The sequence below is a fragment of the Kitasatospora sp. NPDC057904 genome (genome assembly GCF_042887925.1).
Taxonomy (GTDB): domain Bacteria; phylum Actinomycetota; class Actinomycetes; order Streptomycetales; family Streptomycetaceae; genus Kitasatospora.
Genome location: NZ_JBHVOL010000001.1, coordinates 1,108,455 through 1,120,964, shown reverse-complemented (window position 1 = coordinate 1,120,964; position 12,510 = coordinate 1,108,455). Strand labels below are relative to the sequence as shown.

At 73.9% G+C, this 12,510-nt stretch carries 13 protein-coding genes; 7 read left to right on the top strand and 6 right to left on the bottom strand.

The genetic code is table 11. The features are described from left to right. Window positions 1–41: 41 nt before the first annotated feature. Both ACFVSN_RS05155 and ACFVSN_RS05150 read right to left on the bottom strand, forming a co-directional pair. A complete protein-coding gene (locus ACFVSN_RS05155; protein ID WP_387599430.1) occupies window positions 42–1,151 on the bottom strand; it encodes a hypothetical protein in 1,110 nt (369 codons plus the stop codon). A 177-nt stretch (window positions 1,152–1,328) separates the two neighbouring features. Further along, entirely contained in the window at window positions 1,329–3,257 is a 1,929-nt protein-coding gene (locus ACFVSN_RS05150; RefSeq protein WP_387599433.1) for a cellulase family glycosylhydrolase, read from the bottom strand. A gap of 137 nt (window positions 3,258–3,394) precedes the next feature. Here ACFVSN_RS05150 and ACFVSN_RS05145 point away from each other — a divergent pair, with 137 nt between their 5' ends. Beyond that, a complete protein-coding gene (locus ACFVSN_RS05145; RefSeq protein WP_380507718.1) occupies window positions 3,395–5,032 on the top strand; it encodes a protein kinase in 1,638 nt (545 codons plus the stop codon). A 19-nt stretch (window positions 5,033–5,051) separates the two neighbouring features. On the opposite strand, the gene ACFVSN_RS05140 is transcribed toward ACFVSN_RS05145, so the two are convergent. The 3 genes from ACFVSN_RS05140 to ACFVSN_RS05130 all read right to left on the bottom strand — a co-directional run bounded on the left by ACFVSN_RS05140 (window position 5,052) and on the right by ACFVSN_RS05130 (window position 6,820). Next, the gene (locus ACFVSN_RS05140; RefSeq protein WP_380442516.1) at window positions 5,052–5,555 is read right to left on the bottom strand and encodes an LURP-one-related/scramblase family protein; all 504 of its coding nucleotides are present in this window, start codon (window positions 5,553–5,555) and stop codon (window positions 5,052–5,054) included. 105 nt (window positions 5,556–5,660) lie between these two features. Beyond that, on the bottom strand, window positions 5,661–5,900 hold the full coding sequence (locus tag ACFVSN_RS05135; protein WP_380442514.1) for a hypothetical protein: 240 nt from the start codon (window positions 5,898–5,900) through the stop codon (window positions 5,661–5,663). Window positions 5,901–5,986: 86 nt separating this feature from the next. After that, complete coding sequence (locus tag ACFVSN_RS05130; RefSeq protein WP_387599438.1) at window positions 5,987–6,820, bottom strand: alpha/beta hydrolase; 834 nt, start codon at window positions 6,818–6,820, stop codon at window positions 5,987–5,989. 239 nt (window positions 6,821–7,059) lie between these two features. Between ACFVSN_RS05130 and ACFVSN_RS05125 the strand changes: the two genes are divergently transcribed. Continuing rightward, window positions 7,060–7,869, top strand: a complete 810-nt coding sequence (locus ACFVSN_RS05125) for a hypothetical protein (RefSeq protein WP_380442509.1) — start codon at window positions 7,060–7,062, stop codon at window positions 7,867–7,869. A 38-nt stretch (window positions 7,870–7,907) separates the two neighbouring features. Here ACFVSN_RS05125 and ACFVSN_RS05120 read toward each other — a convergent pair whose 3' ends face one another. Then, window positions 7,908–8,261, bottom strand: coding sequence for a DUF6401 family natural product biosynthesis protein (locus ACFVSN_RS05120; protein ID WP_380442507.1), 354 nt, complete (start codon window positions 8,259–8,261; stop codon window positions 7,908–7,910). 153 nt (window positions 8,262–8,414) lie between these two features. On the opposite strand from ACFVSN_RS05120, the gene ACFVSN_RS05115 reads away from it, so the two are divergent. The 5 genes from ACFVSN_RS05115 (at window position 8,415) to ACFVSN_RS05095 (ending at window position 12,507) form a co-directional block, all read left to right on the top strand. Beyond that, window positions 8,415–9,341, top strand: a complete 927-nt coding sequence (locus ACFVSN_RS05115; RefSeq protein WP_387599442.1) for an LLM class F420-dependent oxidoreductase — start codon at window positions 8,415–8,417, stop codon at window positions 9,339–9,341. Window positions 9,342–9,433: 92 nt separating this feature from the next. Further along, window positions 9,434–10,084, top strand: a complete 651-nt coding sequence (locus tag ACFVSN_RS05110; protein WP_380442503.1) for an AAA family ATPase — start codon at window positions 9,434–9,436, stop codon at window positions 10,082–10,084. 75 nt (window positions 10,085–10,159) lie between these two features. After that, window positions 10,160–11,131, top strand: coding sequence for a zinc metalloprotease (locus ACFVSN_RS05105; protein WP_387599445.1), 972 nt, complete (start codon window positions 10,160–10,162; stop codon window positions 11,129–11,131). 34 nt (window positions 11,132–11,165) lie between these two features. Next, window positions 11,166–11,618, top strand: a complete 453-nt coding sequence (locus ACFVSN_RS05100; RefSeq protein WP_380442499.1) for a universal stress protein — start codon at window positions 11,166–11,168, stop codon at window positions 11,616–11,618. A 55-nt stretch (window positions 11,619–11,673) separates the two neighbouring features. Then, window positions 11,674–12,507: a DNA-formamidopyrimidine glycosylase family protein gene (locus ACFVSN_RS05095; RefSeq protein ID WP_387599448.1), complete on the top strand. Its 834-nt coding sequence runs from the start codon at window positions 11,674–11,676 to the stop codon at window positions 12,505–12,507. Window positions 12,508–12,510 lie beyond the last annotated feature (3 nt).

Sequence of the window (12,510 nt, the reverse complement as noted above, 5' to 3'; positions counted from 1 at the left end):
TGCCTTCCGGTGGTTCAGGTGCTTCAGGTGCTTCAGGGGGTTCAGACGCCGTCGTTGGCGCACAGGGCCCAGACGTCGGAGTGGGTGGTCGTCGAGCCCGTGCCGCCGGTGTGCGTGAACGCCGTCCAGGACACGGCCGTGGTGGTGCCGTCGGAGACCGGGTTGCCGCTGGAGTCGCTCGGGTAGCTGCCGTTGAGGTGGTCGCCGGCCGAGCCGGGGCCGGTGAAGTCGGTGGTGGTGACGGAGCCGCCGCTGACGGCCGCGCCGCCGGAGATCAGGTTGCCGTCGCCGCTGCCGCAGGTGGCGGTGGTGTTCTGGCCGGTGCCGCCGGTGTTGGGGCCGGTCGCCTCGGTGAAGCGGACCTTGACGGTGACGCCGCTGACGTTGATCCCGCTGCCGCTGCAGATGGCGTACGCGTACGTCTCGTTGCCGGTGTTGGTGCTGTTGTCCCAGCCGACGGCGCTCCACGCGTTGGGGTTGGTGTCCCCGTCGGCGGCGGCCTTCTGGCCGTAGTCGTGGGCGGCGTCGTTGAAGGTCGGGAAGCTCGCGATCGCCTTCAGGTTGCCGGTGTTGTTCGGGGTGACGAGTGCGCCGCCGCCCAGCAGGGCCGTGCCGGACGGGCAACTCGCCGTCACCAGGCCGACGGTGGCCGCGCTGGTGGGCGTGTTGGCCTTGTTCATCACCACCTGGGTGTGGTTGATGAGCGTGCTGGTCAGGCACAGCGCGTACGGGGTGGTGGAGAAGCCGGCGTTGACCTGGCCGCCGCTGCCGCCCTTGGCGATCCAGTACGTCACGTCGGTGCCGACGACGCCGGTGGTGCCGGTGTACTCGGTGCTGCCGTCGGAGCTGGGCTCGGTGCCGAGGACGTGGTTGCCGTTCGACCCGGCGCCGGTCCCGTTGGTCTGGTCGATCCCGCCGCTGGAGACGAGGCCGCTGGTGCAGTGGGCGCTGGTCGAGATGGACGAGTCGATCGTGGTGGGCCCGCTGGTGGCGCCGGGCGTCTTCACGGTGACGGCGACGCTGTTGGCGGCGGCCGTGCCCGGCGCCGCGAGGACGAGCAGCGCGCCGACGACCAGCGCCGTTCCGGCGGAGGTGAGGCGGCGGGTCGGGGCAACGTCTTTGGTGCGGCGGAAGATCGGGCGTGAAGCCATGAGGGTTCCTCCAGGGTCGGGTGGCACGAGGGCGGACCGATTGAAGCAACGGCCCGATCGTAGGGACTACTGGTGCCCGGCACAGGGCGAACGCCCCGGAACTGGGTGATCAACCAAGTCCGCGACCCGAAAGGGAGGTCGGGCCGCCCTCCGCACGAGGGCGGCCCGGGGAGCGGCTCAGCCCAGCGGGCGGCAGAGCAGCGCGTCCGGCACGCCGTACTGCAGCCGGCGCCACGTCATGGCGACGCCCGCGACGTACTCGCCGGCCGCGCACTGGCCCTTGTAGGAGCCCGGGGCCCAGTCGCCGGCGGCGGAGTCCGAACCGGTCGACGCCGGCGGCCGGTTGTCGCCGTGGTCGAACCACAGGACGCGTCCGGTGGTCGGCAGCGGGCCGGTGGCCGGTGCGCACAGCAGGGCCGCCATCGCGTTGTTGCGGACGCTGTAGCCGACGGCGAAGTCCCCGTCCGGGCACTGGAGTTTGTTGTAGCCGGAGGCCCAGTCGCCGCCCGTGACGTAGCGTTCGTCGGTCACCGCCACCCACTCGCCAGCGCCGGTGCCCGGCTGCCCGGCGTCCGTGCAGAGCCCGCGGCCCGAGCCGCGGCCGAGGCCGATCAGCCGCTGTCCGTCCGGGCAGTCGCCCTTGCGGTTGCCGCTGCTCCAGTCCGGCAGGGCGAGCATGTGCCGGGAGACGTTCTGGTCGGCGTGGTCGAGGTCGAGCATGTTCCAGTGCGGCGCGTCCGGCACCTGCCCGGTGTACGAGGGGGCGGTGACCAGCCGGTTCCAGTCGTCGGCGCGCCAGTCGCCCGGGTCCTCGATGCTCAGCCGCCGTCCGGCCGCGTCGTAGTGCAGGAGTGCCCAACTGTCTTGCGGTACACCATTGTTGTGCCAGCCGACGAGCGGCCACACGGCGAAGTCGGCGTCGCGGGCGGCGAGGAGCGCGGTGAAGGTGTCGAACCAGGAGTGCTCCTTGGCGTCGGTCGAGCCGCGCCCGCCCGCGCCGAACTCGCTGATCCAGACCGGCGCGGTGAAGTGCTGCCCGGTCCGGGTGACGAAGAGCGCCTCGTCGTCCACGGCCGCGGCGAGCTGCTCGGGCGTGAAGTCCTGGTAGCGCGGGTCGCTCGTGGCGCCGGGACCGCTGCCCGCGCCGGTGTTGGCGGGGCCGGTGTAGGCGTAGAAGTGCGCCGAGTAGACGAGCTTGCCGGAGTCGACGAGGGTGTTGGAGAGGGTGGCGACCGGGGTGAGCATCGGCCGGCCGTGCGGCAGGCCCGCGAGCGGGATGCCCTGCCAGTTGATGCCCTCCATGATGATCAGCAGGTCCGGGTCGGCCTGGAGGATCCGGTTGCCGGCCTCCTCGAAGGCGGCGTACTCGTCGTGGGCGTCGCCCATGCCCCAGTTGGGGTCGTCCCAGGTGTCCCGCCGCACCTCGTTGCGCAGGTCCGCGCCGACGACGCGCTTGTTGTCGCGGTAGCGGTTCGCCATGAACAGCCAGTCGTCCTCCCACCGCTGGGTCGACTGGCCGCTGTTCCAGCGCTCGTTGCCGTCCAGTCCGCAGCAGAACCGGTACGTGGTCGTGTGGTTGTTCAGGACGACGGCGAACCCGTCCGCCGTGAGGGCGGCCACCACGGCGTCGTACACCTGGAGGGGCGTGCTCCCGCGCAGCTGCGGGTTGGCCGCGACGGCGGCGTCCGGGACGGCCGTGCCGTCGTGGATCATCGCGTCCGCGAACGGCAGCCGCACGCTGTTCAGCCCGAGGCCGTGGAAGCCCGCCAGGATGTCCGCCAGGGGCGCCCGGTCGAGGCCGAGCGGAATGTCGTGGGAGACCTGCCCGGCCTGGTTGTCCGCGGGGTCGTTCGGGTCCCCACTGCCCTCCCAAGTGCCCTGCGCCCCGGACCAGTTTCCCGACATCAGCTTGAACCGGTTCCCGCCGGCGTCGACGACGTACCGCCCCCGGGTGCTCAGCGGCCCCGTCCAGGAGGCCGACAGCTGGGCCCCGGTGAGCGCCACCGGCGCCTGCACCGCGGCGGCCGAAGCGGCCGGGGGAGGGCCAACGGCCAGTGCGCACAGGGTCGTTGCGAGCGACAGCAGACGTATCGCGAGTCTTCTCATGGTGATCCCGACATGGTGAGGGTACGGACCGGTCCCTGATGGTCCTCCACCTCATTTCCCCGGCTTGTGCCGGTCATGCCACGAGTCGTCCCCACCTCGTGCACGAGGTGTCCCCGCCGCCCCCTACGATGACGCCCATGAATGCACCGGGGGCGGAAAGACGCCTCATCGACGGCCGGTTCGAACTGCTCCAGCAGCTCGGCGGTGGCGGCATGGGCCTGGTCTGGCGCGCCCGCGACACCGCCCTGGAACGCGAGGTCGTCCTCAAGGAGGTCCGGCCGCCGGACCCGGCCGTGGCCGCCGCCGATCCGGCCGCCGCGCGCGAGCTGCGCGAGCGCGTCCTGCGCGAGGCGCGGTCGCTCGCGCGCCTCCAGCACCCCAACGTCGTGGTCATCCACCACATCGTCGACACCCCCGAACACCCGCACCCCTGGCTCGTCATGGAGCTCGTCTCCGGCGGCAGCCTCGCCGACCGGCTCGGCCAGGGCCCGCTCGGCGTCGCCGAGGCCGCGCGGATCGGCCGCGGCGTGCTGTCCGCGCTGCGTGCCGCCCACGCCGTCGGCATCCAGCACCGCGACGTCAAGCCCGGCAACGTCCTGCTGCGCCCCGACGGCACCCCGGTGCTCGCCGACTTCGGCATCGCCGCGATGCAGGACGCCACCGCCCTCACCGCGACCGGCGCGCTCATCGGCTCGCCCGAGTACATCGCACCCGAACGCCTCCGGGGCCAGGAGGGCAACCCGTCCTCCGACCTGTGGTCGCTCGGCATGATGCTGTACGTCTCGCTGGAGGGCTACCACCCGCTGCGCCGCGCGAGCACCCTCGCGACCCTCGCCGCCGTCCTGGACGAGCCGCTCCCGCCCCCGCACCGGGCCGGCCCGCTCGGGCCGCTGCTGTCCGCCGTGCTCGCCAAGGACCCGGCGGTGCGCCCGGACGCCGAGCAGTTCGACCGCATGCTCGCGGCGGCCGAGCACGAATTCCCGGCGCCCCCGCCGATGACGGTGCAGACGACGAACCTGCGGCCCGGGCCGCCGCCGATGCCGCCGATGGACGCCGTCCCGTCGGGCCCGGTCACGGCTCCCACCCCGGTCACGGCTCCGACGCGGCGCAGCCTCGCGCCCTTCGCCGTGGCGGCCGTCGTCGTCCTCGGGATCGGCTACGGCGGCCTGAACTGGTACCTGCACAAGGACGGCAGCTCCGCCGCGCCCTCGACCACGGTCACGGCCGGCACGACGGTCTCCGGGGGCGCCGGCTCGACGCCCGCCGTCGCCCTGCCCTCCGGGCTCGCGCTGCCGTCCGTCGCCCCCGAGACGCCCGCCGCGAAGGTGGACCTCCTCACCCCGGACGGTGTCCGGAAGGTGGTGGACGCCCTGCACCAGTTCGCGCCGAACGGCATGGTCTGGGACCTGACCGTCTACCCCGAGTACGCGATCGCGAGGATCCCCGTCGCCGGCCAGCCCAAGGGCTACGACCGGATCGTGTACCGCGACGGCAAGTTCGCGAAGCAGGCCGTCGCCGGGAGCGGCTCGATCACCTCGGTCGACAAGCTCATCGATCTCGGCCAGTACAACTGGGACCTGCTCCCGGGTGTCCTGAAGAAGGCCCAGGACACCCTCAACGTCCCCCAGCCCACGTCGCGTTACGTGATCGCCAAGCCCGACATGATGGATCTGACCCCGACCATCATGGTCTACTTCAGCGACGCCTACGACGGCGGCTACCTGGAGACCGACCCCAAGGGCAACGTCATCCGCACCAACCCCAAGGGCTCCTAGAGGGCCGGCGCCGGGGCGGTCAGAGGTTGGTGAGCTGATCGCCCTTGGCGTCCTGGAGGACGTGGTCCACGCACACCGCGAGGATGAGCAGGAGGAGCGCGTCCTGCGGGTAGAGGACGTCGACGGCGTAGGCGTCGCGGATCGTGAACCAGCGGCGGGAGATGTGCGCGAGGGTGGTGCCCTCGTGCTGGATGTCGAACTCGCGGTCCCACAGGTTGCCCGCTATCCGCAGGCGCCGGCCGTCGGCGAGGCGCACCTTGAAGCGGTCGCCGAAGAGGGCGAACATCTTCTTGCTGATCTTGGCCGTCACCGCGCCGTCCTGCTTGATGAGGAGGGTGTGGTGGATCGTGAAGGCCTTGCGGACGATGCTCGCGACGTGCTCGCCGCGGGTGTCGACCAGGGCGAAGGTCCGCCGCAGCCGGAGGAACTTCCGGTTGACGCGGTAGAGCTTCTCCCGGTGCTCGGTCTCGATCCAGGCCTCCTCGTGGAAGGCGAACATGCGGTCGCGGACCAGGTAGCGCATCTGGTGGATCCCCCCGTGCTGTGATCGTGTCCGCCGGCCCTGCGGCGCGGCGCGCACAGAGCGTAGCGGCGATCGGTGCGGGGGGACCCCGTGGGGTGGGGGGCTTTACCGGTCGTAGAGGTTCGGCTGGGAGTTGATCCCCTGGCCGTCGATGTCCGCCCCCCACTGGTCCACGCCCTCGGCGCCGGTGCAGTAGCCGACGCCCTCCACGTGGCCGCCGGCCTCGTGGCACTGTTCGGCGGTGACGTCACGGCGGGCGGCCGAGGCGGAGACGGCGGTGGCGGTGATGAGGAGGACGGCGGTCGCGACGGTCAGGGCCGCGCGGCGGAGTGGTGAAGTGCGCATGGGGCCAACCACAGCACGGCCCCGTGGGCGCGGCGAATCCGGTGCGTCCGTTCCGCTGAAGTGCCGATGAAGTGCCGCGAGCCCTCTCAGACGCGCCGGGGCTGGCGCGGCAGCGGGAGGGTGAGCGCCTCGCGGGAGCCGGGCGGCAGGGCGAGCGCGGAGACGGTCTCGGCGGGCAGGTCGCGCAGGCCGAGCATCGCGGTGGCGAGGTGGGTGGCCGCGCGGTGCCAGTCGGGGACGCGCTGGAGCATGGCGTGGCCGCTGCCGGTGACGGTGTAGCCGCAGACGCGGGCGCCGGCGGCGCGGCCGCGGGCGGCGAAGGCGTGGGTGTCGGCGGGCGGGGTGACGGTGTCGCGGTCCCCGTGGAGCATCAGCACGTCGCGCCCGGCCAGGTGCTCGCAGGGCTCCCCGGCCGGGCACCAGGGGGCGAGCGCGACGATCCCGGTGACGTTCGGGTGGCCGCCCGCGCGCAGCGCCGCCCGGCCGCCCATCGAGTGCCCGACCAGGACGGTCGGTACGCCGCCGAGCTCCTCGCGGAGCTCGTCGAGGGCGGCGAGGGCGTCCCGGGCGGCGTCGGCGCGCTCGTCGTTCCAGCCGCGGTGGCGGTAGCGGACGGTGCCGATGGCGATCTCGGCCCCGGCGGTGCCGCGGCGCAGCGCGCGGAGGAAGCCGTGCATGCGCAGCAGCGGCAGGTTGAGGCGGCCGGGCCGGGCGAGGTTGCGTTCCTCGCCGCCGTGGAGCACGAGGACGGCGGCGCCGGGCCGCTGGGGCCGGACGCGCCAGTGCAGGGCCCGGTGCCCGTCGGGCCGAGACGCGACGTGTGGTCCGTCGGGCTGTGGTCCGGTGGGCCGTGGTCCGCTGGGGGAGGTCGCCCGGTCGGCGGTGTCGTCCCCAGCGCTCGTCCTGATCGTCCCGCTCACTTGCGTATCCTCCCCAGCCCCCGCGCCCTTCGTCCGTGGACCGCCAACTGTACGCGCGATCACGCGTCCGGTCGCCGGTGCGTCCTGTGCGGGCCCGGTTCACCCGGGGGGATCAAGCCGCACGGGCGGGGGCGCGCGGGCCGGGCCGGGCGCTGCTATTCACGAAGGGTGGGGGATCCGGAACGAAAAGGGGCCGCTCCGCGCCGCTCGTGGCGCCGCGTCCCCGAGTGGAGGACTCCGTGGTTCAGCAGCTCGCCCTCTCCGTGGACTTCGGTTCCGGGTTCACCCAGGCCTGGTCCAAGATCGCGAAGGTCATCCCGCAGTTCATCGCCTTCCTGGCGATCCTGGTCATCGGCTGGTTCGTGGCGAAGGCCATCGCCAAGGTGCTCGACCGCGTGCTGCGCCGGCTCGGGTCCGAGCGGATCGCCGAGCGGGCCGGGATGGCCCGCTACCTGAGCGGCTCCAGCTACGACATGACGGGCATCGTCTGCAAGATCGTTTACTACGCGGTCCTGCTGATGGCCCTGCAGCTCGCGTTCGGGGTCTTCGGCCCCAACCCGATCAGCGTGATGATCCACAGCATCGTCGCGTGGCTGCCCAAGGGCATCGTCGCGGTCGTGATCGTCGTCGTCGCGATGGCCATCGCCAACGCGGTGCGCGACATCGTGGGCAACGCGCTCTCCGGCGCCGCGTACGGCCGGACGGTCTCCACGATCGCCTGGGCGTTCATCGTCGGGCTCGGCGTGATCGCCGCGCTCGGCCAGGCCGGCATCGCCACCGCGATCACCGGCCCGGTGCTGATCGCGGCCCTCGCGACGATCACCGGTGTGCTGGTGGTGGGCGTCGGCGGCGGCCTGATCATGCCGATGCGCCAGCGCTGGGAGCGCTGGCTGGACGGCGCCGAGCGGGAGAGCGCCAAGCTGCGCGGCAGCGCCTACCAGGCCGGCCGCTCGGACGCGCTGGCCAACCAGCCGGTGCGCCCGGCCACCGAGACCGGGCCGCGCGGCCCCGGCATCGACCCGGGCATCGACCCCGGGCGGGAGCTGTAGTCGGGCGGGAGCTGTCGTGAGGCCGGCGGGAGCCGTCGTCAGGCCGGCAGGAGCCCCTGCTCGCGCACCAGCCAGCAGATCGCGGTGAGCCGCCCGACGGCGAAGTCGTAGCCGACCGGCTCCCGCCAGCCGATCTCGGCGAGCGCGTCGAGGAAGCCGAGCGCGTAGTCCGCCAGTTCCTCGCGGTCCAGGGGCCGGGGCAGCAGCTCCGGCCCCTGGGCGTACAGGAGCTCGCGCAGCTCGGCGGCGTGCTGGTCGACCGACGCGACGAAGCCGGGCTCGAACGCGAACTCGGCCAGCCGCGGCGTGAAGGCCGCGACGATGCCCGGCAGCGGGCAGCCGGCCGGCTCGTCGGGGGAGCGGCCGAAGGACTCGTCGGAGGTGGCGAACATCCGTCCACGGTAGGGGAACCGGCGGCCGGGCACGGCGGCTCGTGACGGTTCCGTGCTGAGACCTTGGCCACCTTGGGGCGCCCAAGGGAACACCCTGTGCATTGGCCGGTTCTGTCGCGTGACCGGCCGGCCGTCCGTACCAGAATGGCCGGCATGGATCTTCGCATCTTCACCGAGCCCCAGCAGGGCGCGAGCTACGAGACGCTGCTGGCGGTCGCCCGCACCGCCGAGGACCTGGGCGCGTTCAGCGCCTTCTTCCGCTCCGACCACTACCTGAGGATGGGCGGGGTGGACGGCCTGCCCGGCCCCACCGACGCCTGGATCACCCTGGCCGGCCTCGCCCGCGACACCCGCACCATCCGCCTGGGCACGCTGATGACCGCCGCCACCTTCCGGCTGCCCGGCGTCACCGCGATCCAGGTCGCCCAGGTCGACGCGATGAGCGGCGGCCGGGTCGAGTTGGGCCTCGGCGCCGGCTGGTACGAGGCCGAGCACCGCGCCTACGGCATTCCGTTCCCGAAGGAGAAGTTCGGGCGGCTGGAGGAGCAGCTGGCGATCATCACCGGGCTGTGGAACACCAAGCCCGGCGACACCTTCGACTTCGCCGGCGAGTACTACACCCTCACCGACTCGCCCGCGCTGCCCAAGCCCGCGCAGGAGCGCGTCCCGGTGCTGGTCGGCGGCCACGGCCCGAAGCGCACCCCGGCGCTGGCCGCGCGCTTCGCGGACGAGTTCAACCTGCCGTTCGCCTCGGTCGAGGACACCGCGGCGCAGTTCGGCCGGGTGCGCACCGCCGTCGAGCAGGCGGGCCGCGGGGCCGACGACCTCGTGTACTCGGCGGCGCTGGTCGCCTGCGTCGGCCGCGACGACGCCGAGGTGGCCCGGCGGGCCGCCGCCATCGGCCGGGAGGTCGGCGAGCTGAAGGAGAACGGCCTGGCCGGCACCCCGGCGGAGGTCGCGGAGAAGATCGGCCGGTACGCCGCCGTCGGCACGCAGCGGATCTACCTCCAGATACTCGACCTGCACGACCTCGACCACCTGGAGCTCATCGCGGGCGCCGTCGCCCCGCAACTGGGCTGACCGTCCGCCCGGCACCCGGCCTGACCACGCCTCTTTACTCCGTCTTGGTCATACGCGATGCTCCAGGGGGAGGAACGGCAAGGGGAGGCCAGGTGACCAGGACGCGAACGGTGGAGGCGGCGGCGCCCCCGGTGCCGCCGCCTCGGCGCGCCCCCGGGGCGCTGCGCCCGCACGGGCTGCACGACCTGCGCTGCGCCCCCGCCCCGGCGGCGCTGCACTACCCGGCGGGCGACCTCCTGGTCGTCTCCGGCCTGCCGGGCAGCGGCAAGAGCACCCTCATGCGGCACAGCATCCGCGCCGCGCTGGTCGACTCCCAGCAGGTCCGCGAGGAGTACGCGGCCCGCCTGCCCGCCTTCGTCCCGTACGCCGTGTACCGCCCGCTCGTCCGGCTCGCCCACTACCGGCGGCTGCGCCGGGCCGTGCTCGACGGAGGGCCGCTCGCCGTGCACGACTGCGGCGCACTGCCCTGGGTGCGGTCCTGGCTGACCACCGCCGCCGGACGGCAGGGGCGACGCGTGCACCTGCTGCTCCTCGACGCCGACGCCGACAGCGCGCTCGACGGCCAGCGGCTCCGCGGGCGGACCGTCTCCCGCTACGCCTTCGCGCGGCACCGGGCCGCCGCCCGCCGCCTGTACGGCGCCCTCGCCGGCTCGGGGGAGCCGCCGGCCGGGTGTGCGTCGGCCGTGGTACTCGACCGGGCCGCCGCGCGCGCCCTGCGGGAGATCGACTTCGTGGCGTCGTAGTCTCGGCGAGTCCGCGCGCGGCCGCACCGGCCGTCGCAGCCGACGCCCCGTCAATCCACCCCGCCAGGAGCGCAGATGCGCCGTTCCTCCCGGGTGCGCTCGCGTGCCCTCCGCCTGTTCCCCTGTGCCGCCGCGCTCGTCGCGGCGGCCGGCCTCGGCCAGCTCGGGGCCCCCGCCCGGCACGCCGTCCCGGTGGCCGCCGCCGCCCCCGCCGCCGTGTGCGACGGTACGGACGCCGCCGCCCGCCGACCCGCCACGGGCGAGAGCGGGCAGGACCCGAACTCCGTCACCCCCGCCCGGGCCCGGGCCATGGACGACGACCTCCGCTCGCGCCTCTCCGGACACGTCAACGCGCACGCCTTCGGCGACACCGCGACGACGATCCCGGTCTACGTCCACGTGATCCACTCCGGCGACGCCGGCCGCCTCTCCGACGCCACCGTCGCCGCCCAGATCGACCACCTCAACGCCACCTACGGCGGCCAGGGCGACGGCAACACCCCGTCCGGCTTCCAGTTCGCGCTCGCCGGCACCGACTACACCGACAAGGCCGGCTGGTACACGGGCATGACGCCCGGCTCCCGCGCCGAGCGCGACATGAAGAAGCAACTGCGCAAGGGCGGCGCCGGCACCCTCAACCTCTACACCGCCAACCTCGGCCAGTCCCTGCTCGGCTGGGCGACCTTCCCCGACGCCTACCGCTCCGACCCGGCCGACGACGGCGTCGTCGTGCTCGACGCCTCCCTGCCCGGCGGCTCCGCCACCGACTACAACGAGGGCAACACCGCCACCCACGAGACCGGCCACTGGCTCGGCCTCTTCCACACCTTCCAGGGCGGCTGCCTGCCCCCCGGCGACTACGTCGACGACACCCCGCCCGAGCGCAGCCCCGGCTACGGCTGCCCCGAGGGGCGGCACACCTGCTCCACGACGGTCCTCGACCCGATCCACAACTTCATGGACTACAGCTACGACTCCTGCATGACCCAGTTCACCCCGGGCCAGGTCCAGCGGATGGCCAACTCGTGGACCGCGTACCGGAGATGACCAACGGATCGACTCACCCGAAAGGAGCAGTGCCATGACCACCATGCCCCGGACCGTCGTCGGCGTGGACGGATCGCCCGCCTCCGAGCAGGCCCTGCAGTGGGCCCTCGACTACGCGCGGGCCGTCGGCGGCAGCGTCCACGCGATCACCGCCTGGGAGTACCCCGCGTTCTACGGCTGGGGCGGCGCGGGAGCGCCCGACGGGTTCAACCCCGAGGACCTCGCCGGGCGGACCCTCGCCGAGTCCGTCGCCAAGGTGGCCGGGGACGCCCCCGGCGTCCCGGTCAACCAGAGCGTCATGCCGGGCAACGCCGCCGGCGCACTGCTCCAGGCGGCCCACGGCGCCGCGCTCCTCGTCGTCGGCAGCCGCGGCCTCGGCGGCTTCTCGGGCGTGCTGCTCGGCTCCGTCAGCCGGCACCTCACCGAGCACGCGCCCTGTCCGATCGTGGTCGTCCGGGAGGGACAGGTGGCCTTCCCCGGCGAGTGACGTCACTGCCGCGGCACCAGCCGCACCGGGCCGCCGCGCGGGGCAGGATGGAGTCATGCCAGAAGGTGACTCCGTCTACCGCGCGGCGGCCCGGCTGCGCGACACGCTCGCCGGCGTGCAGCTCACCGCCGCCGACCTGCGCGTCCCCGCCCACGCCACCGCCGCGCTCGCCGGCCGCTGGGTCCTGGAGGTCGCCCCGCGCGGCAAGCACCTCCTCACCCGCCTCGAAGGCGGCCTCACCCTCCACACCCACCTGCGCATGGACGGCCGCTGGGAGACCTACCGCCCCGGCGAGCGCTGGGCCGGCGGCCCCGCCTGGCAGATCCGCGCCGTCCTCGCCACCGAACGCGGCACCGCCGTCGGCTACCGGCTGCCCGTCGTCGAACTGCTGCGCACCGCCGACGAGGAACGCGCCGTCGGCCACCTCGGCCCCGACCTCCTCGGCGCCGACTGGGACCCGGTCGAGGCCCTCCGCCGCCTGCTCGCCCACCCCGCCCGCCCGCTCGCCGAGGCCCTCCTCGACCAGCGCAACCTCGCCGGCATCGGCAACGTCTACGCCAACGAACTCAGCTACCTCGCCGGCGTCACCCCCTGGACCCCGGTCGGCGAACTGCGCGACCCCGGCCGGCTCGTCGGGCGGGCCCGCGAACTCCTCGACGCCAACAAGCTGCGCCCCGGCCACGTCACCACCGGCGACACCCGGCGCGGCCACCAGCACTGGGTCTACGGCCGGGCGGGCCGCCCCTGCCCCCGCTGCGGCACCCTCGTCCTGACCGCCCGCCAGGGCACTCCGCCGCAGGACCGGGTGGCGTACTGGTGCCCGTACTGCCAGCGCGGGCCCGCGCCGGAGGTCCGCGGCGCCGGGCCGCGCACGGCGGGGCGGCGCTGAGGC